15 protein-coding genes and 3 pseudogenes are annotated in these 22,866 nt (G+C 61.9%); 9 read left to right on the top strand and 9 right to left on the bottom strand.

The features are described 5' to 3' along the window. Both ACV22W_RS28335 and ACV22W_RS28330 read right to left on the bottom strand, forming a co-directional pair. On the bottom strand, positions 1-1,248 hold the full coding sequence (locus ACV22W_RS28335; RefSeq protein ID WP_448022778.1) for an HlyD family type I secretion periplasmic adaptor subunit: 1,248 nt from the start codon (positions 1,246-1,248) through the stop codon (positions 1-3). Beyond that, the gene (locus tag ACV22W_RS28330) at positions 1,245-3,626 is read right to left on the bottom strand and encodes a type I secretion system permease/ATPase (RefSeq protein ID WP_448022777.1); all 2,382 of its coding nucleotides are present in this window, start codon (positions 3,624-3,626) and stop codon (positions 1,245-1,247) included. The genes ACV22W_RS28335 and ACV22W_RS28330 overlap by 4 nt, the downstream gene beginning before the upstream one ends. Positions 3,627-4,235: 609 nt before the next feature. Here ACV22W_RS28330 and ACV22W_RS28325 point away from each other — a divergent pair. The 5 genes from ACV22W_RS28325 (at position 4,236) to ACV22W_RS28305 (ending at position 11,239) form a co-directional block, all read left to right on the top strand. After that, positions 4,236-4,979 (top strand): response regulator, encoded by a 744-nt coding sequence (locus tag ACV22W_RS28325; protein WP_448022776.1) that lies wholly within the window; start codon positions 4,236-4,238, stop codon positions 4,977-4,979. Between the two features lie 138 nt (positions 4,980-5,117). Next, entirely contained in the window at positions 5,118-6,407 is a 1,290-nt protein-coding gene (locus ACV22W_RS28320) for a tetratricopeptide repeat protein (protein ID WP_448022775.1), read from the top strand. Positions 6,408-6,808: 401 nt separating this feature from the next. Beyond that, positions 6,809-7,576 carry a response regulator transcription factor gene (locus ACV22W_RS28315; protein WP_448022774.1) on the top strand — a complete coding sequence of 256 codons (768 nt, stop codon included), beginning with the start codon at positions 6,809-6,811 and terminating at the stop codon, positions 7,574-7,576. A 14-nt stretch (positions 7,577-7,590) separates the two neighbouring features. Beyond that, entirely contained in the window at positions 7,591-9,168 is a 1,578-nt protein-coding gene (locus tag ACV22W_RS28310) for an AbgT family transporter (protein ID WP_448022773.1), read from the top strand. Between the two features lie 1,165 nt (positions 9,169-10,333). Further along, on the top strand, positions 10,334-11,239 hold the full coding sequence (locus ACV22W_RS28305; RefSeq protein WP_448022772.1) for a glycosyltransferase family 2 protein: 906 nt from the start codon (positions 10,334-10,336) through the stop codon (positions 11,237-11,239). A gap of 123 nt (positions 11,240-11,362) precedes the next feature. Here ACV22W_RS28305 and ACV22W_RS28300 read toward each other — a convergent pair. After that, positions 11,363-11,706: pseudogene (locus ACV22W_RS28300) on the bottom strand (transposase); the annotation flags it as partial. A gap of 280 nt (positions 11,707-11,986) precedes the next feature. Here ACV22W_RS28300 and ACV22W_RS28295 point away from each other — a divergent pair. After that, the gene (locus ACV22W_RS28295) at positions 11,987-12,880 is read left to right on the top strand and encodes a lytic transglycosylase domain-containing protein (RefSeq protein WP_448022771.1); all 894 of its coding nucleotides are present in this window, start codon (positions 11,987-11,989) and stop codon (positions 12,878-12,880) included. A gap of 37 nt (positions 12,881-12,917) precedes the next feature. Continuing rightward, the gene (locus tag ACV22W_RS28290) at positions 12,918-13,190 is read left to right on the top strand and encodes a hypothetical protein (protein ID WP_448022770.1); all 273 of its coding nucleotides are present in this window, start codon (positions 12,918-12,920) and stop codon (positions 13,188-13,190) included. A gap of 15 nt (positions 13,191-13,205) precedes the next feature. Here the strand turns inward: ACV22W_RS28290 and ACV22W_RS28285 are convergent, their stop codons facing one another. The 3 genes and pseudogenes from ACV22W_RS28285 to ACV22W_RS28275 all read right to left on the bottom strand — a co-directional run. Continuing rightward, complete coding sequence (locus tag ACV22W_RS28285) at positions 13,206-15,752, bottom strand: dermonecrotic toxin domain-containing protein (protein WP_448022769.1); 2,547 nt, start codon at positions 15,750-15,752, stop codon at positions 13,206-13,208. A 29-nt stretch (positions 15,753-15,781) separates the two neighbouring features. After that, positions 15,782-18,490: a dermonecrotic toxin domain-containing protein gene (locus ACV22W_RS28280; RefSeq protein ID WP_448022768.1), complete on the bottom strand. Its 2,709-nt coding sequence runs from the start codon at positions 18,488-18,490 to the stop codon at positions 15,782-15,784. 157 nt (positions 18,491-18,647) lie between these two features. Further along, positions 18,648-19,032, bottom strand: a pseudogene (locus ACV22W_RS28275) (helix-turn-helix domain-containing protein); the annotation flags it as partial. A 158-nt stretch (positions 19,033-19,190) separates the two neighbouring features. Between ACV22W_RS28275 and ACV22W_RS28270 the strand changes: the two are divergent. Continuing rightward, positions 19,191-20,312, top strand: coding sequence for an IS110 family transposase (locus tag ACV22W_RS28270; protein WP_448022767.1), 1,122 nt, complete (start codon positions 19,191-19,193; stop codon positions 20,310-20,312). Positions 20,313-20,638: 326 nt separating this feature from the next. Continuing rightward, positions 20,639-20,929: pseudogene (locus ACV22W_RS28265) on the top strand (transposase); the annotation flags it as partial. 158 nt (positions 20,930-21,087) lie between these two features. Here the strand turns inward: ACV22W_RS28265 and ACV22W_RS28260 are convergent. The 3 genes from ACV22W_RS28260 to ACV22W_RS28250 form a co-directional block, all read right to left on the bottom strand. Then, positions 21,088-21,417: a hypothetical protein gene (locus tag ACV22W_RS28260; protein ID WP_448022766.1), complete on the bottom strand. Its 330-nt coding sequence runs from the start codon at positions 21,415-21,417 to the stop codon at positions 21,088-21,090. A 141-nt stretch (positions 21,418-21,558) separates the two neighbouring features. Continuing rightward, complete coding sequence (locus ACV22W_RS28255; RefSeq protein ID WP_448022765.1) at positions 21,559-21,759, bottom strand: hypothetical protein; 201 nt, start codon at positions 21,757-21,759, stop codon at positions 21,559-21,561. A gap of 92 nt (positions 21,760-21,851) precedes the next feature. After that, positions 21,852-22,817 (bottom strand): OmpA family protein, encoded by a 966-nt coding sequence (locus tag ACV22W_RS28250; RefSeq protein WP_448022764.1) that lies wholly within the window; start codon positions 22,815-22,817, stop codon positions 21,852-21,854. Positions 22,818-22,866 lie beyond the last annotated feature (49 nt).

Here is a 22,866-nt window from a genome sequence, read left to right as displayed (position 1 = left end):
TCAACGCTCCCGGAACGCTTCGCGCGCCTTGAAGATCGGTTTGAGTACGTAGTCGAGAATGGTTTTCTCGCCCGTGCGGATATCGACGGTCGCGACCATGCCGGGCATGATCGGCAGCGTCTTGCCGCCTGCGTTCAGCGTGCTCGAGTCGGTCAGGACCAGCACGCGGTAGTAGGTCGCGTCGGGCCGGCCCGCCGCGGCTTTCTGGTCGTCCTTCAGCGTGTCCGGGCTGATGTGCTCGACCTTGCCCTTGAGGCCGCCGTAGATGCCGAAGTCATACGCGGTGATCTTGACGGTCGCCGGCTGGCCAGGACGCAGGAACGCCACGTCGGACGGCTTGATGCGTGCCTCGACCAGCAGTTGATCCTCGAGCGGCACGATTTCCATGATGTGCTCGCCCGGCTGGATCACGCCGCCGATCGTATTCACGCGAATGTTCTTCACGGTGCCGTAGACGGGTGCCACGACGGTGGTCCGCTGAAGCACGTCCGCGCGGCCCACGACCGTTTCACTCGTTTGCGCGAGCTCGAGCTCCAGCTTGATGAGCTCTGAGTTCGCATCCGCCTGGAAGCGGTTGCGGCGCTCGACGATCTGCGAACGCAGCTCATTCGCCTGACGGCGCATGCGCAGCAGCTCTACCTCGGACACGAGGCCCTTCGCCGCGAGCGGCTCGGCCAGCCCGATCTCACGCATCGACAGCGAGTGACTCTTCTCGAGCGCAGCCACGCTGTCGTCGAGCGCGCGACGGCGCGCGTTGTAGGCGAGCGTCTCCTGCTTGACGACCGCCGGCACGCCCTTCACGTCGTCCGGAAACACGAGCGGCTGGTTGTACGCTTCGGCGCGCAGGCGCACGATCGTCGCCTTCAGGCCGATCTGCTTCGACCAGGCCTCGCGGTAACTCGTCTCCGCGCGGGTCGGGTCGATCTTGGCGAGCACCTGGCCTTTCTTGACGATGTCGCCTTCGCGCACGTCGAGCTGCTCCAGGATCCCGCCTTCCAGACTCTGGATCACCTGCTCGCGGCTCTTGGAGATGATCGTGCCGTCGCCGTGCGTGACTTCCTCGACACGGGCAAATTTCGCCCAGCCCAGGCCGCTCACGAGGATCGCGACGATCACGTACATCACCAGCATCGATCCGGGCGTCGACTGCGTGAGCAGCGACTCCTTCACGTCGTTCATGAACGCCGCGTCTCCCGGCGTCAGCTTGGCCTTGCCCGGCCACCACTTCTTGAATGGATTGAGATTCATTGCTTGGACTCCTGGGCAGCCGGTGCAGCGGCCGCGGGTGTATTCATGTCGGGCGCCGCGTCATTGGCGGGCGCCGCGGGTCGCGCTGCGCGCTGCGCAGTCATCGTGACCGGCGCGGATGCGCCGTTATCCGCTGCCTTGTTCGCGGCCGGACGGCGCGCGGCGCCGGGCGCGGGGCGCGATTCGCCGGACAGTGCCGCGAGGATCTTGCTCTTCGGGCCGTCGGCGACGACCTTCCCTTCCTCGACGACGATGATCCGGTCGACCAGCGCGAGCAGCGACGGGCGGTGCGTGACGACAACGAGCGTCTGCCCTTCGGTCGCACGCGCAAGATGATCGAGAAACACGGCTTCGGTCTGGCTGTCCATCGCGCTGGTCGGCTCGTCGAGCAACAGCAGCCGCGGACGGGCCAGCAGGGTGCGCGCAAGCGACACGAGCTGGCGCTGGCCGCCCGAGATGCCCTGTCCGCCTTCGCCGATCGGCAGGTTGATGCCCTTCGGATGCTTGGCCGCCACCTGGTCCAGACCGGTGAGGCGCAGCACGCGCAGGAATTCGTCGGCGGACGCCTCCGGGCGGCCGATCATTACGTTCTCGCGCAGCGAGCCGTGGAACAGCCGCGCATCCTGCCCGACATAGCCGACCGCCTTGCGCCAGTCGGCCGGATCGATCTGCTCGACATCGAGGCCGTCGGTGAACATCTGGCCGTCGGTCGGCGCATAGAGGCGCCCCATCACACGCAGCAGCGTCGACTTGCCGCTGCCGATCCGGCCGAGAATCGCGACGCGCTCGCCCGGCTTGACCGCCAGATTGACGCCCTTGAGGATCGGCGGATTCGGCTGCATCGGCGGCGCGGGATACGCGAACCCGACGTCCTTCAGCGAGATCTCGCCAGACAGCGGCGGCTTCGGCAGGTATTCGCGCGCCGGATCGCGGTCGACCGGCATCGCCATCAGGTTGTTCAGCGAGTGCAGCGCGGCCTTCGCCTGCTGGAAGCGCAACGCGAGACCCATCACCTGGCTGAGCGGCGCCGTGATCCGGCCCGCAAGCATCACCGTGCCGATCAGCGCGCCCTGCGTCAGCTCGCCGGCATCGATCAGGTACACACCGAGCACGACCAGCACGACCGTTTGCAGCTGCTGCAGGAACGTCACGAGGCTGGTCGCCTTGCTCGAAATCTTTCGGGACTTCATCGACGAGGCTGCCGACAGCCCGCTGTAATGTTCCCAGCGGCGCTGCATGTACCCTTCGCCGCCCACCGCCTTCAGCGTCTCGAGCCCTTCGACTGATTCGATCAGCACGCCCTGCTTGAGCGATGCCTCGCGCAGGTTCTCCTTCATGATCTTCGCAAGCGGCCACTGCACCAGCACGCTGATGCCGATGATCAGCGGCACCATCAGCGCGGGCACCCAGCCGAGCGAGCCGCCGATCGTGAACACGACCCCAATGAACAGGAGGACGAACGGCAGGTCCGAAATCGCCGACAGCGTCGCGGAAGTCGCGAAGTCGCGCACCGATTCGTATTCCCGGAGCTGGTTCGCGAACGAACCAGCCGACGCCGGCTTGTTCTCCATGCGCACCGACAGCGCCTGCCTGAACAGCAGCGTGCCCATCACGAGGTCCGCCTTCTTGCCGGCGACGTCGAGCAAGTGCGCGCGCACGTGCCGCGAGATCGCCTCGAATGTCATGGCGACACCGACCCCGATCGCAAGCGACCACAGCGTCACATAGGCCTGGTTCGGCACGACGCGGTCATAGACGTTCATCGTGAAGAAAATGCTCGCGAGGCCGAGCACGTTGATGAGCAGCGCGCCCAGCGCCGCGCTCGCGTAATAGCGGCGGTAGCGCCACAGCGTGCGCAGCAACCAGTGGCCGGCCGGCTCGGGTTCCTGCTCGCCGGCGCGCGTGTCGACGCGGGCAGCCGGCTTCACCAGGATCGCGTAACCCGAGTAGAACTCGTCCATCTCCTCCTGCGTGTATTCGACCGGCTCCGGACCGACCTCGGGCATGACGACCTGGTAGAGGAGCTTGCTTTTCGCTTCCTTGTCCGGATTGCGCCGGCGCCCGAGCAGGATGCAGCCGCCCGCGCGCTTGTGCAGCAGGATCATCGGCATCACGTGTTCCGGGAGCAGTTGCACACGGCGGTCGACGAGACCGGCCGTCAGCCCCGCGTTGGCTAGCGCATCCAGCGCGAGCGAAGGCGACAGCACGCCGGCCTTCGGCAGGCCAGCCATCAGTGCTTCCGGCGTCCTGCCGCAGCCGTAACGTTCGCAGATCCACAGGACGGCATCGAGCAGGCCGTCCTGATTGGTGGCGGATTTCGGCGGTTCTTGCCAGGCCGTATCCTGCAGTTCCTGTGATTGAGCAGTATCGAGAGTCATGTCCTGAACCCGTTGTGCCGATCGCGCCCGGGCGGCAACCCGGCCGAAGCCGGGTACAACCACCGCCCGTACACGAGAGGTCGTGAAAAATGGCGTAGCGAAACAATCGATCGTCAAGTCAGTTGCAGCGATGCGACGGGTCCGCGTTGGCAGCCAGTCAGGTGTGTGCCTGACGAGCCATGAAACGGGTTCCAATTCTCTGGAAATCGGCCCATGCGGGATATGCGACGGGAAGCAGACAGAAGTCGGACCCGTACTAAATTGAGCGCAACGGAGATCAGTGTCGGTTCGATTGGCAGTCGATCACGGCCTATATTTGGCGTAGGATCCTGACGTGGCGGGCCTCGCCGCGCGCGGCCCGCCACGCCGCAGGTTTACCGTTTATGGGGTGGGATCTGATAATAATTCGTATCAGTACGACCCCATTCCATTTCGAGATCGATGGTTTTCGAAAAGGGATCGGACTAGAGTGTCGTGGTCGAGGCGGCATCACCGCCACGCGCCGGCACGATGTCGTACTTGACCGGGTGTCGGGTGCAGAACGCAAAATCGGACGAGGCATGGCGCGGGATATCGAGTGACATGCCTGAACATCGGACATAAACGAACATGGATCAATTCACCATCCGGGTCATCGTCGCCGACGACCACCCTGCGATCATCAACGGCCTGCGGGCCTCGCTCGCCGCCCACAAGTCCGTGAGCGTGGCCGCCACCGCGTCGAACTCCACGCAGCTCATCGCCGCGCTCGATGAGCACCCGTGCGACGTACTCGTCTCCGACTACGCGATGCCGGGGGGCGAATTCGGCGATGGCATCACGCTGTTCTCGTTCCTGCGCCGTCGCTACCCCGACACCCGCATCGTCGTACTGACGATGATGGACAACCCGGGCGTGATCCGCTCCCTGCTCAAGCTCGGCATTCAGTGCATCCTGAGCAAGTCGGACAGCACCGATCACGTGCTGACCGCCATACACGGCGCCTACGCGTCCGGGCGGTATTTTTCGCCGTCGATTTCGGAAGTCGCATGGCAGGTCGATGTCGAGGCGGCCAACACCACAAGCAATGCGCTGACCACACGCGAGGAAGAAGTCGTCCGGTTGTTCGTGTCGGGCTTGAGCGTGAACCAGATTGCCGAACAACTGAAGCGCAGCAAGCAGACCATCAGTTCGCAAAAGTCGAACGCGATGAAAAAGCTCGGTATCGACAACGACACCGACCTCGTCAAGTACTCGATGGGGGTTTCGCTGGCCGCGTCCAGTGACGCGTCCGGCTCGACGTCGGACACGCTGAACGTGCCCACGGCCACGACAACCGGCCGCAAGACCGTGCGCGACGACAAGCCCCAATAACGCCACGCAGCGCCTGCCCGCAAACGGCCCGCGCCGTGGCAGGCGCCCTGCTTACCAGCCCGACCATCCGATGTCGAACCGCGTCGGTACGTGCACGCGCGCGCGCCGGCCATGCCCGAACCGTACCCGATCAAGATCATGTCCAGATTCCGACCGCCTCCGAGCCCGAAACGCAAGACTGCGACCACCGGCCTGAATGCGGGGCGCGCGCGCATGCAACTCGAGACGCTCGCCACCCAGTTCCGCGCCGCGATGGCCACGGCCGATTACGCCGCTGCGCTGCAGCTCGCGCAGACCGCGCTTGCCCATATGCCCGGTAACGTGACGGTCCTCGGCGACTATGCGCTATGCCTGATGCGAACGGGCCGGTACGAGGAGGCCTATCGCACGTACATGCAGATCCATGACGCGCCGCCCGCCCAGCGCGCCCGCGCGTCCGACACCTGGCTCGACGGTCTCGCCGAGGTCTGCGGCTGGCTCGGCAAGCACGACGAGCTTCGCCGCCACGGACATCGATCGCTGACCGAGGCCGACGCGCAATTCCGCGACGGGCGACGCTGGCCGCTTCCCGCGGTGCCGCCGCGCTTCGATCCGGAGGCGCGCGCGCGCAATGTCATCGCCTACAGCCTGTACGGCGCGAACCCGCGCTATTGCGAGACCGCCGTGATGAACGCGCGGGTCGCGCACGCGCTCTACCCCGCATGGACCTGCCGCGTCTATCTGGACGCCAGCGTGCCGGAACACGTACAGCGCAGGCTGCGCGACGCCGGTGCGGAACTCGTCGCGATGGATCACGACGAACGGCGCGCCATGCCGGGAACCTTGTGGCGCTTTCTGGTCATGGACGATCCCGGCGTCGACCGCTTCATCGTCCGCGACGCCGATTCGCTGCTTTCGGAGCGCGAAGCGGCGGCGGTCGACGAATGGCTCGCGAGCGATCGGCTGTTCCATCACATGCGCGACTATTTCACCCACACGGAACTGCTGCTAGCAGGCTTGTGGGGCGGCTGCACGGGCGTGATCCCGCCGGTTGCGCCGTTGATCGCCGAGTTCCTCGCGAGCTACCGCGGCCCGGCCCGCTTCACCGATCAGCAGTTCCTGCGCACGGTGCTGTGGCCGACGGTGCGCGAAAGCCTCATGAACCACGACGAGCTGTTCGGCTTCCACCATGCCCGCCCGTTTCCCCCGCATGCGCCGGTGCGCTGGCGCACGGACCGGTTCCATGTCGGCAGCAACACCGCCTACGTGAGCATTGGCGGCCCGTCGCCGCTGCCTGACGGCGCGCGCCAGCCGATCACGCTGATCCGCGCCGGTGAAGACGCGCTCGACTACGACGCACGGGTTCGCCAGCACAGCTGGGCACTGAATCTGCCGTTCTTTCTCGCAGACGAGTTCCGTGCGGGCAAGCTTCAGGTCATCGCGCGCTGAGCGCGGCCCCGCAGCCTGCTCGCCGCATGGGGCATCGGCGCGGGCGCGACGCGCGTCGCGCCCGGCATCGCGTCCGAGGGCGGCCCCGAAATTATCGAATCGGTACGACTCCCGCCGGAGACACGTCCCATATACCGGATCATCCATGCCGAACATACTTCATCACGACGCTGCCGCCAGCCAGACCGAACCGGCGCCATTCATCGGTGCGGTGCCGGGCCGCCGGCCGCCATGACGCGGCTGTCCAAACGGGCAGCCTCTCCCCGCCGTGATGTCGAATCGTCAGACGGCATACGGCTTGCTTGAATTCAGCAGAGGCTCCATTCCATGCTGCAGACAGACTTTCCGCTCCCGCGCCCGGGCGACAACCCGCCGCGCCCCACATCGCCGGACGCTCAGCGATGAACGGCCACGCTTCGTCCAGCATCGCGATCATCGATATCGGCGAGACGGACATGCTCGACGCGCTCGAAAGCTGGCGGCGGCCCGGTTACGGCGCGAACCGCCTGCAGTTCGAAGGCATGCTGACCCGACTCGGGTACGACGTCGATCGCTTCAACTCACTGGCGTCGTTCCAGAACGGGCCGCGCGGCGTCGGCTTCGATGTGGCGATGATTCGCAGCGAATCCGTGTGTTCACAGGCAACCGATGCGATTCGCGCAATACGGCACCGGTTCGGCGATGCAATGCCGTTGATCGCGGTCGGCCAGCGCGACCACGACGCGAGCGCGATGCGCAGCATCGGCGCGGGTGCGAACGAATACATTGCGTGTTCTCTGTCGGAAAACGAGTTGGCATCGACGATCGCGCACTGGCTCCGATGGGCGATGCACTGCCGCCCGAATCGACACACGATGCGAGTCGGCGCCTACGAACTGCACCGCGGCAGTCGCACGTTTCGCTTTCACGGCAAGACGATCGTGCTGACCGAAAAGCAATTCCAGATCGCTTTCGCGTTGATGATGAACATCGGCCGCAATCTCGATCACGACCACCTGTTCCAGCTCGTCTGGGGAAAGCGGCGCGTCAACGAGAATCGACGATTGACGACGCATATCGCCGCCATCCGCAACCAGCTCGAACTCGATGGTCGCCATGGCGTGAAATTGTTCACCGTCTACGGCACCGGCTATCGCCTCGTGCTGGCCGACGCCCCTCAACCCGACTGACTATCGATACGACCATGAATGCATCCGACACGCGTCCGGCCGAGCGCCGGCGCATCAGCCTGCTGAATGTCGTCGAGCGACTCGGCAACCTGCTTCCGCACCCGGTCACGCTGTTCGCAATCATGAGCGCGATCATCCTCGCGGGCTCGTGGCTCGCCGCCACGCTCGGCCTGTCGGTGACGGACCCTCGCGCGCCGTCGGCCGCGCCCGCCAGCATCGCGGCCGTGAACCTGCTCGATGCGACCGGCATCGTTCGCGTGCTCACATCGCTCGTTCCGAATTTCACGAGCTTCGCGCCGCTGGGCACCGTGCTCGTGTCGCTGCTGGGCGTGGGCATAGCCGAGCGCAGCGGCCTGATTTCCGCAGCGGTTCGCAAGATCGTCTGCGCCGCGCCGCGGCGCCTGACGACCTATGCGGTCGTGTTTGCCGCCGTGATGTCGAACGTCGCCGGCGAACTGGGCTACGTGGTGCTGATTCCGCTGTCCGCCGCCGTATTTCGTTCACTCGGCCGGCATCCGCTCGCCGGCATTGCTGCCGCGTTCGCCGGCGTCTCCGGCGGCTATAGCGCGAACCTGCTGCTCGGCACGGTCGATCCGTTGCTCGCCGGCATCACGCAGGCCTCGGCCCAATTGCTCGATCCAAACTACGCGGTCAGTGCCGCGGCGAACTGGTACTTCATGGCCGCGAGCGCGATCATGATCACGCTCGTCGGCGGTTTCGTCACGGAACGGTTTGTCGAGCCGCGCCTGGGCGCGTACCAGGCATGCGAAGCGCCGCCGCAGGCAACCGCCGCCGACGCGATGGCCGCCGGCCTGACGCCCCGCGAAAATCGCGCGTTGCTTGCCGCCGGCACGGTCGCGCTGGCCGGCATCGCGCTGCTCGCCGCGGCCGTCATGTGGCCCGGTAGCCCGTTACGCGACGCCGCCGGTGCGCTGGGCCCGCACGCCCCGCTCTACGCGTCCGTCGTCGCACTGATCTTCCTGCTCTTCCTGTTGCCGGGCATCGCGTATGGCGCGTTGGCCGGCACGATCCGCTCCGATCGCGATGCGATCGATGCAATGGCGTCGACGATGTCGTCGATGGGCGCGTACATCGTGCTCGTGTTCTTTGCCGCGCAGTTCATCGCATTCTTCAACTGGAGCCAGCTCGGCCCGATCTTCGCCGTGTCCGGCGCCAATCTGCTGCGTGCCGTCGACCTGCCCGCGCCCGTGCTGTTCGCATGCTTCATTCTGGTCTGTGCGTTCGCGAATCTCGCGGTCGGCTCGGCTTCTGCGCAGTGGGCGCTAACCGCGCCGATCTTCGTGCCAATGCTGATGCTGCTCGGATTCGCGCCGGAAGTCGCGCAGGCAGCCTACCGAGTCGGCGATTCGGTGACGAACATCATCACGCCGATGATGAGTTACTACGGCCTGGTCGTGGCCGTCACCGCACGCTACCGCAAGGATATCGGCGTCGGCACGCTGATGTCGATGATGTTGCCCTATTCGATGGCATTCCTGATCGTGTGGAGCGCGATGTTCTCGATCTGGGTGTTCGGACTTGGCTTGCCGGTCGGGCCGGGGGCTGCGACCTACTATCCGGCTGCTGCATAGCAGCTACAACGAACCATCAAGACGAAGGCCTGATGCGGGATTCATCCCGCTTGACAACACGTCAACCCTCCGCCCCGACTGTTGTGCGCATAGCGTAACTCGTTAATTTTTCCATATTCATCGAGATCTTGACGAGAGTGCATGGTATGGTTTCTTGCCCCCCAGTTTCAGGATGAAGACCGGGCTCACATCGATTGATGTCAATCGATTTATCAAAAAAAATCGCATGCCTATCCGATGCGATCATCATATCGTGATCATGGGATCAAATCGCATATTTCAGGAACGTACTTGAACAGGGGGATTTATCGCATCGGGAATCACCGAGACCTCGCAACAATTTTTTACGCGGTCGCTCACAAAATCGATTTAAGAGGGATGATTTCCCATGGCACCGCTGTTGCATTCTGAAGTTACATTATTGCGCGACCGCGATTTTTGTGAGCGCGGCTGGGATTGGCGAATGCACTTTTTGAAGTATGTGAGTCGGACAGGATCATCTCGCTCGGTCGGTGCGTGAACACAGGAACCTCAGACGGCTCGTCACCATCGCTTCGCCCAAAACTTTCACTCACGAAAGGTTGTCGTCTGATTTATTGATGATTTCGACAAAAAGGGGCGCATCTTATGATTTCTGGGATCGCTGACCGATGTTTGTGCGCCTGTTCCACAACAATCAGGACACCAGGGCGCTGCTAAGCGACCGCGATGACCTGAAGGCCTCCTGCACACGATCCGGCGACGAATATTATCTCGACAAATGTGCTTCCATTCAAGGTAAAATTCCGCTTATCTCGCGTTTTCGGCAGCGATCATGAAGAATGGCGTCTCGAAGACTGCCGTGCATTCGAAGCGATGTTGACCGCTCATCGAGAAAAATTTCCAGGCATCGAGTCGACTCATCGTGACACACACCACCGCTCCCGTCGCTTGGCCAGCAATGCGAATCATGGGTATCGCTCATCATGGCCGCATACAGCGACAACTCGTACAACCGGGACAGTTTTTGCGGGCCAAGGTCGATCCCGGAGTCAATGCAAATTCGCACTCGTCTGCCCGCCATGACGAGCGAGTACTAGATGTCAGAAAATGATTTCGTATTTGAACGATTGCAGGCAACAATCGCACCCGTCAAAATCGACATCTTTAACGGAAACAACACATCATGCCACTCGTTTCGATCATATTGCCCGTTTTCAATGGTGAATCATTTATTTCAGAGAGCATAAGTTCCATCATCAATCAGACGTTCAGTGACTTTGAACTGATCATCGTAAATGATGGCTCGACCGATAAAACTCAAGAGCGCATCAGCGAGTTTTCTGACCCGAGAATTCGTCATCACATCACAACGGAAAACAAGGGCACGGCCACAGCAACCAATGAAGGATTAAAGCTTGCCACTGGCAAATACATTGTTCTCCAGGACGCTGATGACATATCCGAACCAAATCGCATTGATGTTCAGGTACGAACGATGAACGGTCAGCCCCGCATTGCGGTGCTCGGCAGTTGCATGAAAGCCTTTGGCGCACGAGATGATTTCCTGAGCGTTCCATCTACGGATGGCCTGATCAAGGCAAGGCTCTTGCGTGGTGCAGGCAATATCTATAATCCGACAGCCATGCTGCGGCGTAGCTTCATCGATCGCCATGGACTGGCGTGGAATCCGGAATATGGTGGCGCGTTCGATTGGGCTTATTTTGTCGACGTGATGCATAATGGCTTGCGATTTTCCAATATCAAGGATGCACTGGTGAAATATCGCATTCACGACAACCAACAATCGCGGGACAGTCGCCGGCATCGACACAACCATGCAAAGATCCGATTGAATGTGATCAAGACATTTTTTCCGCATCTGGCACTCGAGGAGTCAATCCTGTTGGAGCCATTACTGCAATGGCATGCACCGCCCGAAATTTCAAGGCGGGATGTCGAAGCCGGAATCGGGGTCATCGGCCAGGCAAAAGGTTACGTAAAGAGTGTCTTGGGCGAAGACCGTCAAGCAATTGATGCATATCTCGATGCGTGCCATCGGCGCTGGCAAGCCGCGCTCAGCGGAAACTAGGCGCAGGGAGATCGTTCGCTGCTTCGACGGGATTCGCTTCCGTTGACCTTGGCGTGACCGGCACTCCTATGAACGGTCGGCGCGCAAACTCGCACCGCCGGACATGTTGGTCATTCGGGGTCCGAACCGGCGATTATGCCGGCAAAAGAACCTAGAAGATGACGAAGAAAATCTGACGGCCGCGCTCTGCGGCACCTCGATGCGGATCGGGCCGTGCTCGGTCAGAACGGTCTTGGCGCCCGCGCCATTGCGCTGGTGGTTACGGTGCTTGGCTTGGCCGCGCCAGGCGGGTAGCCGAGATGGTGACTCATCTCGCCGCCCAGCGCCCGCTCGATCAGCACCTTCTTGAGGGCCAGCGTTGCGGCGTTGATCGCTTCGGCCGTCATCGGCGCGGTGCCGAACTGCTCAAGCAACTCGGCGGGAATCGCCCACAGGTCTACCGGTTTGGCTTTCCGTTGGCGCGGCATAAATTCTTCTTCGAAGCATCATATGCTTTGAATACGAAATTACTGACAGGCCCGGACCCGGCTTCGCCGAGGCTCACACATCATTTTTCGAACTCGTCCCGGCCATCCTTCATCGCAGTCCGATTTCCCCCCAAAATCCCGCTCGGTAGACTGCCCCTCATTGAATTCGACGAGCGGCCCGCCGCTCACTCCGTTCACGAATACGAGCGCTGACCGAGCACCATTCCGACTGTGACGCATCGATTTGTGGGACTTCATTTGTTTTCGATTCGTCATAGCCATGCAGCACACATCCATTCACCATTCGGACAATCGTCGCCTCACCACCGGCAAGCGCGGCAATCGGCTCCACACGTTCGCACGCCGAATCCTGCGCGCACCTGCAGGCAGGCTCGCGCTCGGCAGCGCGCTTGTGCTGTCGGGATGCAGCACACCGACCACGGCCTCTCCCGATCCATCGCATCCCTTGGGCCAATGGATGTTCGGGAACCCCCACCACGCGCAACCGCAGCCCACTGTTACGCGGCGTCCGTCGGCGACGCGATGGGCCGAGTATCAATCGAATCGATCGATCGATTGGTTCGCCACGACTTACGAACCTGCACGCGAACATGACACGGTACGCACGTGGCGACTATCGGACGGCCTCCGCGCCTTCACGTCATCTGAATTCAACGTCGCGCCCGGCGATGCCTCCGTTGCGTCGTCTCGCACACCGGTGCACGAACATCCGCACAAACCCGGCAATCAACAAGCGAAGCGGATCGAGCCTCGCGTCTATGCATTGGCGCCCATTACCGGTCCCATTGCCGACCGATATCAGGTCGATCACGCGCTGTTGATGGCCATCATCCATGTGGAATCGCGTGGCGATCCGCGCGCGGTCTCGCATCGCGGCGCGAAAGGATTGATGCAGCTCATGCCTCGCACGGGTGCGCACTATGGCGCGCGGGATCTGTTCGACCAACGACAGAACATCACGGCCGGAGCGCGCCATCTTCGTGCGTTGAAGAATGAATACGGCGAGCGTCTCGACCTGGTCATTGCCGCCTACAACGCCGGCAGCGGCACGATCCGGAAATATGGCGGTCGCGTGCCGCCGTATCCCGAGACCGAACAGTACGTGTACAAGGTCACGGCCTATCGCGACGCGTATCGCGCGCGCCTGGGTTGAGTCTGAATGGCATTCACCCCGTTGTCAGGAACCGAGAATGAGCACATCGAGCCCGGATGCCATGCAAGTCGCCGTTGCATGGTTCGAAAGAGGCGACTATCAGGCGTTTCGCGCGCTGCTGAAGCACAGCCTTCCCCCCACCTACGAAGCCTGGGAGCGGCGCACGAAAACCATGCTCACGCGCATCACTCGGCAAGGGGGAATTCCGGTCAAGGTCGACGTGTCTCCCGAAGCATTTGTTGCGTGGTGTGGTCGTCAACATCGCGATGCAAGCTGGATTTCCCTGCAGATTTATGTCGACATGACGTGAGGCGGGGCGGCCGCGCTATCCAACCCAATTCAAGATTCGATAGAGTTCATCCCTGTAGGTCGCCCTCACCTCCGGCTTGACACGCTCGAGGATCGAGTTTGCGATCCTCAATCTCGAATCCAGGCTTCCCCGGTCAAATCCCGCCCGTCTCAACAAGCCGATGATCTGCTGTTCGTCACCCTTGGCGGTGGCGCGCTCCGGATTGTTCACGATACGGCTCAGGTAGTTGAACACCAGATCGGCCGGCTGCAGCAATTCGACCTGTCCCGCGCGTGCCTGCACGCCACGCACTTGTGGAGAGCGCAAGTCCCTGTTGAATATCGAATTGTTCTCGTTCGAGATATCGACCAAGACTTCGCTCGTTTGGCCATCGTCAAATTCGAACCGGAGCCGAACGACACCGCCCTCGCCGTCGACAAACTCATCCGGCACACCTTCGCCCGTCACGCGCGCGCGACGGCCGCTCATCGTGACGTCCGTACTCGTATTGACCAATGCATCGTATGCCCTTCGCCAGTCGGCGGGATTGCCGAGTTCAAGATCGATATCGACCGGGTATCGCGGCGCGCCGTACGCGCGAGCGGCCACGCTGCCGCCCACACGTGAGGCAACGTTCTCTTGCGCCAGAATCCGCACCGCCGTCCCCGTCATGAACTCCACGTTTTCCATACCGGGTTGTCGCGACAAATCAGCCAACCCCGGGTGAACCGTTTCACCCAGATCAATCGGCGATTGCGCTTCGCGAACCTCCATTTCGATATCCGGGGCGCGCGTCGCCTCATTCGACGCTCCCAGCGAGCGGGGTGAGCCGGCGGATTCTCTCGCGAGACCGTCGTCGCCCCCCACAGGAGGCTTGAAGGCCCAATTCGGGTGCGATTCACTCCCGGCGTCACCGCTGGCATCATGTCCGAGTTTCATGGTCACAATCGCCAACGCCGCATCCTCGGTCTGCACCATGCCCGCATCCCGCTCTTCCTTCGACTTGCCGTTCACTGCCTGATCCAGACCCGTGCTCAACTGAAGCGGCGCCCCCAGCGGCCCGAGCATCGCGCTCGACCGGTTCAGCACATGCCTCCAGCCCTCCCAAGCCGTCCGCGTCTGCACGTTCGCATCGCTGCGCACGCGCTGCCCCACACGGTCCCGCATGTCGTCGAATACATCTTCGTCGATTGGCGCGCGATCGAATTCAATCTTTTTATGCTCGCCCTTGGCCAACGCCTTCAGATCCGCCGTAATGCCAGCGTAGAAGGTTCCGTCCTGCTTGTCATACATCGAAAAGTGGGCCAGCAACGCACTGGCCCGGGCCGGATCCTCGACCTCATCCTTCAACCATTCGTGCAACCGCCCCGCGCCAATGGACGCGAACGGAGGCTGACGACCGGGGATATACATCACTTCGCTATCGTCCGGCGCGATGAAACGCACGATATCGGTGGCGGAATAGCCGTCCAACGTCAGGCGCTCGACTCTCACGGATACATCGGGTTTGGACGATTGGCGCAGCTGCTCCAGTGTGATGCGGCCGGCGAACGGCACGCCGGGCGCGCCCGCCTTCATCGCCAAACGATACTCGGCCTCACTGAGCTTGCCTTCGTCACGCGCAGCGCGCACCTGTTGAACGAATTGGTGCCGCGCCAGCAGCGGCCAGTCGTTCTGGACACAATCCCAGTATGCATTCAGCACCTCGTTCAGCCGTTTGATATAGGGCAGCTCGCTCAAACCGTCGGCCTTGAACGCATCGGCCACGCTGGATGGACGCAAATCGCCGAGATTCGCGTCGGAAAAAACCTTTCCGTTATTGAGGTAAATACCGAATGCATCATCTATCGGACGGATGTGTTCCTGCCTGGTCTGCCGAACGTTACCCGGCGCGATGAAGGTGTTATAGATGTAACCTGGCCCGGTTCGACTCCACAGGAAACTCCCCAGTCGCTTGAAGAAATCGCCGATATCCTCACTGTGGAAGACACCGTTCACGAAGCCTGCCGCCGAAGGGCTGGCCTCGCCGCCGCCGAGCAGCTCTCCTGTTACAAGCTCGACGGTCGGCCACAGCCCCTGGTCCGACACGCCTGGAAACGCGTGCATCACGGCATCGGTCAGGGACATCGTTTCGTCGGGCTTGCCTTCTGCGCGCGCCTGAGCTGTCTTGAAGTGGGCCAGGATGTACTTGTCCCCGTCGACGCCGAGCCGGTGCCGAATAAAATCCCTGGCGATGCCTCGCGCATCCGGCGCCGGACGGGATTGAAAGTCGCTTCTTATCCGGATAAACGCTACGCGATCTTCATTCGTCGCGAAGATTTCGTCCGGCTTCGGATCGACCGGTACCATGCTCGCCCGTGCCCCTGGAGTCTCGCTTGCTGCATCACGGTAAGACGCGACATAGGCTGTGTTCGGATTCTCCCTCGATACGCCACGCGTCGGCAGCACATCGACCCACGCGGCCCGTTTCGTTCGAATCCCGTTCAACGCAGGAAGTGCGCCTTCCGGCGTTTTGCTGGGTGTGCCGAAATGATCCGCAAACCGATCGATCGTCGCGGTGACCTGAAATCCCGAAATTTTCATTGGCATAAACCTTGTTCGATTGGCGCCAGTCAAATGGCATTCGTTGTTGCGCCGCGGCCTTCCAGATTCCCGAGTGCCCTGGCCGCGTCGCCCACCCCGCCGAAGTGCTGCCCGTCCAGTAAGCCCAGCACCTTGCGGATTTTCTCGAGCCGGGCGCTCAGCGGTTTTCCGAGATCCGATACATTGGATGCCGTGCCCAGCGCATCCGCCCCTGCTTTCAGGATATGCAGCGATGCCGACGCGCGATCGCCACGCCGATAGGCGCGATACGCATCGTGCATTTGCCTGCCCCACGCCAGCGCGCCAAACGCGATTCCCGACGGCGGATAGACGATCGACAATGCCGTGCCCCCGAAACTGATGCCTTTCCACACGGCGTCTTCAATCAGTTGCCCGCGCGTTTTCGTCGTCTCCCGGACCGGATCGAGCATCAGTTCCAGCTTGCGGTCGTATTCGTGATTCAGATTCGGCACCTGTTGTGCGGCACCCAGCCTGTCCGGCTTCGCCTTGCCTTGCTGAAGTTGCGCGAGACGCGTGTTGGCCACCGGCTGGTCCGTGTATTTGACGCGGTCGTAGTAATACTTCCGCATCGCCTCGGTCAACGATTCGGCCTCGCCGTGCGCCTGGCGAAACGCGGCATCGCCATACGGGCGAAACGTGCGACCGTCCGGCGCCCCTGGCGTATAGAGCAGATCCCGCGCGTTGCCGATTTCGCCGACCCCGCGGAACACATACGTGCCTTCCACAGGGCGCCCATTGAGCGTCAACCGATGGAGACTCCGGGTACCCGATGGCTGGCCACCCGCCACCTGATCGATCTGCTGCCTGATCGATGCATACTCGGCCCCGGACAATCCACTATTTAATCTTGATTGCAATGCATCGTATCGCATCGTGCCCACAATATGCTCTCGATACAGCGTGCGATCCCGATCCGTCGGGTGCGCGGCCTTGACTCGATTCACATAATCTTCACCGACAAACGTCTTGCGAAGAAACGGCGCCATGAAGTCCGCAAAATCGGCGCGGTGCGGCCCGCCGTTGCGATGCGCCACCGGCGCATTGAACACACCGAGATCCTGGCCCGTCGTCGACACGAAATGCGCCCTGTATGCAAGATTCTCGATCGATCCGTGTCCGTATTTGACCAGATCGGTCAAGCTTCGCCGCGGTGTCCCGTCGTTGAAGCGGACCATCACGGTGTCGGGGTCGACAGCGCGCGTCAAACCCTTCTCGCGTAGGTAACGGTTGACCTTGTCCTGGGCGACCTCATGCGCGTATTCGGCAAACGATTGCCGGGGAAACGCCGAGCGCAGCAGCGCCTCCCCGCTCAGTCGAATGCCATCGGCAAGATGGGTCAATTGCTGACGATCCGTGGCCGTCGCATGTCTGTACCAATCCGGTGAGATCGGGCCCGCCTTCGCTTCGGCAACGCGGGTTCGGCTTTTCTCTGCCACGGCCGCGCCCAATTGGTCTCGATAGCGATTACCCGGCAGTTCGCTCCAGGTTGCGGTCCCGTTTTCGTCGATGCGCCAGGTATTCGCGCGCGAATCGGTGTCCTGGAAAAAGTACGCGCCGTCGCGGCGATTGCCCGGATCGAGCTGATCCACCAGGTACCGACGCCCGTCCGGCCGGCTGGCCCACGCGCCGACAGTCGCGCTCAATTCGCGCCAGTTGTGAAACTCGTGAAAATCCTTTCCGTCGGGAGCACTCGGCGCGTACAGCACGTAGCGCTGCGCTTCGCCTCGCGCATTCGACTCGCGGAACACCAGCAGGTCCTTCATGCGATCTGCGCCCTTTGTGGGCAGGTTGATCGCCACGCCACCCAGGCTCACTATCGATGCCATGCCGGTAACACTCGCGCCCGGGTCACACGCTCGCTGAACGGCGTCATATCCGGCCTGGCTCAAATGCCCTCGCATCTTCGCGCTGAAAGCATCCATCCGGATCTGACTGTCGAGCACCTCAAGCAGCGCGTGCTTCACGTCCGGCCTCTGATAACGCGCGTCGAGCACGCCCCCGAAATCCTTGCGCACATCCAGTTCGCGAAGCGTCTGTTTCAGCTGCGCATCGGTCAGCTGCACTTTCGCGCCATCCTGTCGATCGACCGAATAGGTCGCGGGCCCCCGACTCGCATCGCGCGGCCCGTCCTGCAGAAATTCCAGCAACGTGCCTTCACGCGTGACGATGCCGGCGGGTGTCGCGTACTGTTCGTGAACCCGAATTAGATCAGGATCCGCAGCGATTCCGAACGCGTCCTTTAAATACCGGATTGCTGGGCCACGACCATATGCCATCGGCGATTCGACATCCTCCAGCAACGTGTCAGCCACCTCCTGTGCTCGCTGTTTCGCATGTTCATATCCGGCAAGCGCCTGTTGGTCGCTGTCGCTTGCATACTTGCGCCAGTCCGGCCAGGTGTCGCGGTGCGCCTGCTCCAGCAACTGCTGGTCGCGCAGATACGGGGCGAGGTCCGACTCGCGTCGAATGGTGTCCTCGACGTTTTCTCCGCCCGCTAGCCGGCGGATCGTCACCGGTTTCGATCTGGCGAGCGCCGCGAGCAGGTCGCCGGCTCCGGGCCGCGCGTCGGCCTCCTTGCGGATGTTTGGCGGTAGCGCAACCGCATCGGCCGCCGATTCAGTATTCGGCGTCGCGTTCGCCATCTTATGCGGTTGAGCCAATGCGTTGAAGTCGCCATGGGATCCAGCGAATGGATAAGACGTCGATCCGATTTTCACGTCAACACCCCCGATTGAACGATATCGAATGATGGCCGCGGGAATTATTGATTTCCCGAAATTCGCGAGCCGTTTTGTCACAATATGCGATTCAATTAGGGCATTCAATTTGACCAGTCAGATTTTGAGATACGAAACGAAAATCGTGACCATCTGGACGATCTCCGGGAATCGGACGGCTGTAGCGCCTCGGTTGTGCCAGCCTCCTGGGACGAACCAACGGCTTCACCGAGGCTTCGCACTGAACCTTGTGAATGGTCGCAAGGGATAGTTTTTTTGCTCGTACAGACGCAATTCGTTTTGAATCCGCCGTGTACCCTTGCACTCGCCCGCAGGCGAAGAATCGTTGCCCTATCTGCGTCAGAGACCTTTCGATTCGGACTGGTCAGTGGGCGGCGGCTTTGAGCGCGAAGACCTTCTTCTCCCGCCTCCTGGTAGCGACGCAGCCACTTGCGAAGCGTTGGCCTGAGGATGCCACAACGCGTGCAAATGAGACCGGCGTTGCCGGTCTCGTGATACCTACGTACCCAGCGTAATCGCATCGAGATTTCGATGCTCCATCGTCCCATATTAGGCAGTATGACTTTCCGTGAGGTAGGGCTGGCCTGGCGTGGTGTATTCAACGCGGGTTAGCATCGCTGCCAGAGCCGCACCGGTGGGCCGAAGCCGCACCGCGGCGATTTTCACCACGGAGGCCAGCATGGAAAAAAATAGCACGCTGTACGTCGGTCTGGATGTGCATAAGGAGTCGATCTCGGTGGCATACGCGGTCGACGCAGGCGCGGTCGAATCGCTCGGCAAGATCGGTACGACCAAAGCGGAGATTGATCGGCTGTGCAAGCGGCTGCAGTCGAAGGCGCCGCACGTGCGAGTCGTCTATGAGGCCGGTCCGTGTGGCTATGGCCTGTATCGGCAGCTCGTGGAGCGCGACTTCGAGTGCATGGTGTGCGCGCCGTCACTGATACCCCGCAAACCTGGCGATCGCGGCAAGACGGATCGCCGTGATGCGATGAAGCTTGTGCGTGCACTGCGTGCCGACGATCTGTCGGCCGTGCATGTGCCGACGGTCGAAGACGAAGCTTTTCGGGATCTGGCACGAGCATGGGCGAGCGTCCGAGAGGAGCTGCGTCAGGCAAAGCAGCGTTTGAAGTCGTTTCTGCTCGCGCACGGCGTGCGCTACACGGGGCGAGCCGACTGGAGTGAAGCACACAAGCGCTGGATCAGTTGCTACTCGTTCGGCAACGCGTGGCAGCAACTGGCATTCGAGGAACACCGGCGCACGATCGACGATCGGCTTGCCCAATGTGATCGTCTGGAAGCGGCGTTGCGCGAAGCTGTCGTTGACTGGCGTTTCTACCCCGTCATACAGGCATTGCAGGCCATGCGGGGCGTGCAGTTTCTGACCGCTGTTGGCATGGTGTCGGAACTTGGCGATCTATCGCGATTTATGCATCCGCGTCAGCTCATGGCATGGTTCGGCGTGACGCCATCCGAACACTCGTCCGGCGGCAAGCGACGCCAGGGAGCCATCACCAAAACCGGCAACAGCTACGCCCGTAAATTGCTGGTCGAGGCCGCCTGGAGTTACCGGCATGCAGCTCGCGTCGGGCCGCAGATTCAACGTCGACATGAGGGACTACCAAAAGTGGTTATCGACCGTGCCTGGGACGCCCAGGTTCGGTTATGCCAGCGGTACCGCAAGCTGGCAGCGCGCGGCAAGAACGCCGGCATCACGATCGTCGCCGTCGCGCGCGAACTGGTTGGCTTTATTTGGGACATCGCTCGTCTCGCAATGACGGCGACGTCCCCGCGCAGTGCCTGATACGCCAACGAGGATTTGCAAATTGATGGGCATCATCACGGAGAGTTTCCTGAAGGCGGCGTAGCCCGGTACTCGAGCAACCCGCGGTTCAACTAGGCAACAGGCAAGGCAAGGTATGTCCAATTTGCGCCATTAGAGAGCGGCAGGCTCATGAGACGGACCTCTGTAATGCGGTACCCAACCCGCGCATATCAGTGTGATCCACCGTCGTCGTTACTGCTACGTCGCCCTCAGGAAATTCGAATGTCCACGGAACCCCGAAAACCGGTCGCTTCGGTTGACGCGGAAAGTCATATCAGTTGAAACGATGTCCGTGAATCACACAGATTACCGCCCTCTGGCGCCGGGCCTCGGATCAGGTGATCCCGTTCTACGCTTTCGCGCCTGACATCCGGAAAATTGTATATACGACCTACACGATCGAATCGCTGCACATGCAGCTTCGGAAGATCATCAAGGCGCGCGGCTACTTCCTATCGGACGAGGCCGCGCTCAAACTGATCTGGCTGGCGCTGCGCGACGTCGTGGCCAAGTGGACCGGTTCCCGGAACGATTGCAAGAGCGCCATGACCCCGTTCGCGCCGCTTTACCCGGAACGATTCAACATTGGAGCCTGAATCTCAACCCGTCTCACACACGGAATTCCGGACACCTCCAACTCGCATCGAAATTTCGCGCTCTGTCATCCCGTATTAGTTGCAACAATGCCCGTGAATCATACACATAAGCGCTGGATCCCACACCGTCGTGGATCGCGCACCTTATATCGTCGCAGTTACTTTCCTTTTCTTGTCAAGGCATCCGCTTCGGTGACATACGCCATCTTGTCGCGACGGTTATACAAACAAAGTTCACGACCGGTTTGACCACGCATATGCTTTTGTGGATATTGCCCCTGCATGAGGAGAACGGAATATCCCGCGCGATCATCGAATCCCACAATGTCGCCAACGGGTTCAGGGTTCCTTAACTCGCTATTCCTGACACATTCCAGCGTCATTTCGTCCTGCGATTCGATCCAGGCCGGCGGAGACGAAGCAAAAGCCGCCGACGGCAAAACCGACGCCATGAATATCCAGATCCTGACAGAATGCTTCATATCCATTGATTGACTCGTCCTGGTTAGCATCGGCCGCTCCCGAGCAGTCGGGCGGCACTCTCGCGATACGGGTTGCGTGTACCGCAACGCATTGCAAAAAGGGCGACGCAATGCGTCGCCCATAGGCACGAGCTATTCCCGTGCCGATCAAGGTGTGTCATCGAGCACACCGCTTCGCGCCCGTTCGCAATACGTGACCCACGCTTCCACCAGCTTGCGCCGGCGGCTCGGCGAAGCCAGCACGTACTCGTTGATCGCGGAATGGAAGGACGCCTGATCCGCCTCCATCAATGCCGCATAACGCACGAGCGTCTCCACCGCTGCCAGGGTCGGTCGTTTGGTGCTCATCGTCGTTCGCCGTTCAGACCGGGCCCGCACTCACGCGCGCCCAGCCACCCGGAGTCGCCCGCCCCTTTCGGCACGAGCGACCCCGCGCCCGCTCAGGCGGGACGGCTCGCGTCGACCCGCACCACCACGCGGCGGTTCGGCGCATAGCACGCGATGCGCTGCTGCTGGCTGCCACTGCACGCCTCCACCACCGGCTCGCTGTTGCCCGCGCTCATCGCCTCGATCTTCGCGGCCGGCAGGCCGCGCTCGATCAGTGCGCGACGCACCGTCGACGCGCGGCGCATGCCCAGCGCCTCGGCCGCCTCGTCCGAACCGATCTGGTCCGCGTGGCCGATCACCTGGATGCTCGTGAGCGTGGTGTTTTCCGCGCGCACCTGGCGCACCAGGTCGTTCAGCGCCTCGCGGCCCTTCATGCTGATGTCGCCGTAGCCGGACTTACCGAACGCGAACAGCATGTCGCCGCCCAGCGTGTAGTCCTTGTACTGCGGTGTGGTGGACGCCACCGGTGCCGACACGTTGCACGCGAGCGTCGTCGCCGCACGCGAGAGCGCATGCACTTGCGCGCGCGCGCCCTGCAGCTCGCGTTCTGCCTGTTCGCGCGATACCGCCACCGGCGCGCCGTTACCGCCTTCCTGCACCTTTAGGAAGTACGTTGCGCCGCCCTTCAGGTTCGCTTCGAACAGGTTCTGCGTCTTGCCGCGATACTCGGGCGCATCGTTCAGGTACGCACCGATCGTATGATTGCCCGGCGCCACGCAGAACGACGTGTAGCCGTTCGGCAGCAGCGCGGTCTGGAAGTGGCCGTCGACGTAGACGTTCGCCGCCTTCGCGTTACCCGCGGTTTGCGCGCGGTAGTAGACGACCTGCACCTGGTTCGACGCGACCTGGCCGACCGGCGCGTAGCTCATGCCGAACGTCTTGCCCGCTTGCGTGCCGGCGGCCGAGACGGCCATCGTGTTGTCGGTCTGATATTGCTGGGCGAACGCCGGCGATGCCGCGAGGCCCAGCACCATCGCGCTGGCGAGCGCGACATGCTTGATGGTTTGAATGCCTTTCATGATGGTTCCAATAGTTTCCTGATCGCAAGCGAGCTCGCTTGCGAGATTC

It is taken from the genome of Burkholderia sp. AW49-1, from assembly GCF_053427845.1.
This window is presented reverse-complemented; position numbering and strand designations above follow the sequence as displayed.

Excerpts from the sequence above, each read along its gene's own strand:
- ACV22W_RS28295 (WP_448022771.1), top strand. The coding sequence starts at position 11,987 with ATGCAGCACACATCCATTCACCATTCGGACAATCGTCGCCTCACCACC.
- ACV22W_RS28290 (WP_448022770.1), top strand. The coding sequence starts at position 12,918 with ATGAGCACATCGAGCCCGGATGCCATGCAAGTCGCCGTTGCATGGTTC.
- ACV22W_RS28255 (WP_448022765.1), bottom strand. The coding sequence starts at position 21,759 with ATGAGCACCAAACGACCGACCCTGGCAGCGGTGGAGACGCTCGTGCGT.
- ACV22W_RS28325 (WP_448022776.1), top strand. The coding sequence starts at position 4,236 with ATGGATCAATTCACCATCCGGGTCATCGTCGCCGACGACCACCCTGCG.
- ACV22W_RS28285 (WP_448022769.1), bottom strand. The coding sequence starts at position 15,752 with ATGAAAATTTCGGGATTTCAGGTCACCGCGACGATCGATCGGTTTGCG.
- ACV22W_RS28310 (WP_448022773.1), top strand. The coding sequence starts at position 7,591 with ATGAATGCATCCGACACGCGTCCGGCCGAGCGCCGGCGCATCAGCCTG.
- ACV22W_RS28250 (WP_448022764.1), bottom strand. The coding sequence starts at position 22,817 with ATGAAAGGCATTCAAACCATCAAGCATGTCGCGCTCGCCAGCGCGATG.
- ACV22W_RS28260 (WP_448022766.1), bottom strand. The coding sequence starts at position 21,417 with ATGGATATGAAGCATTCTGTCAGGATCTGGATATTCATGGCGTCGGTT.
- ACV22W_RS28270 (WP_448022767.1), top strand. The coding sequence starts at position 19,191 with ATGGAAAAAAATAGCACGCTGTACGTCGGTCTGGATGTGCATAAGGAG.
- ACV22W_RS28315 (WP_448022774.1), top strand. The coding sequence starts at position 6,809 with ATGAACGGCCACGCTTCGTCCAGCATCGCGATCATCGATATCGGCGAG.
- ACV22W_RS28330 (WP_448022777.1), bottom strand. The coding sequence starts at position 3,626 with ATGACTCTCGATACTGCTCAATCACAGGAACTGCAGGATACGGCCTGG.
- ACV22W_RS28335 (WP_448022778.1), bottom strand. The coding sequence starts at position 1,248 with ATGAATCTCAATCCATTCAAGAAGTGGTGGCCGGGCAAGGCCAAGCTG.
- ACV22W_RS28305 (WP_448022772.1), top strand. The coding sequence starts at position 10,334 with ATGCCACTCGTTTCGATCATATTGCCCGTTTTCAATGGTGAATCATTT.
- ACV22W_RS28320 (WP_448022775.1), top strand. The coding sequence starts at position 5,118 with ATGTCCAGATTCCGACCGCCTCCGAGCCCGAAACGCAAGACTGCGACC.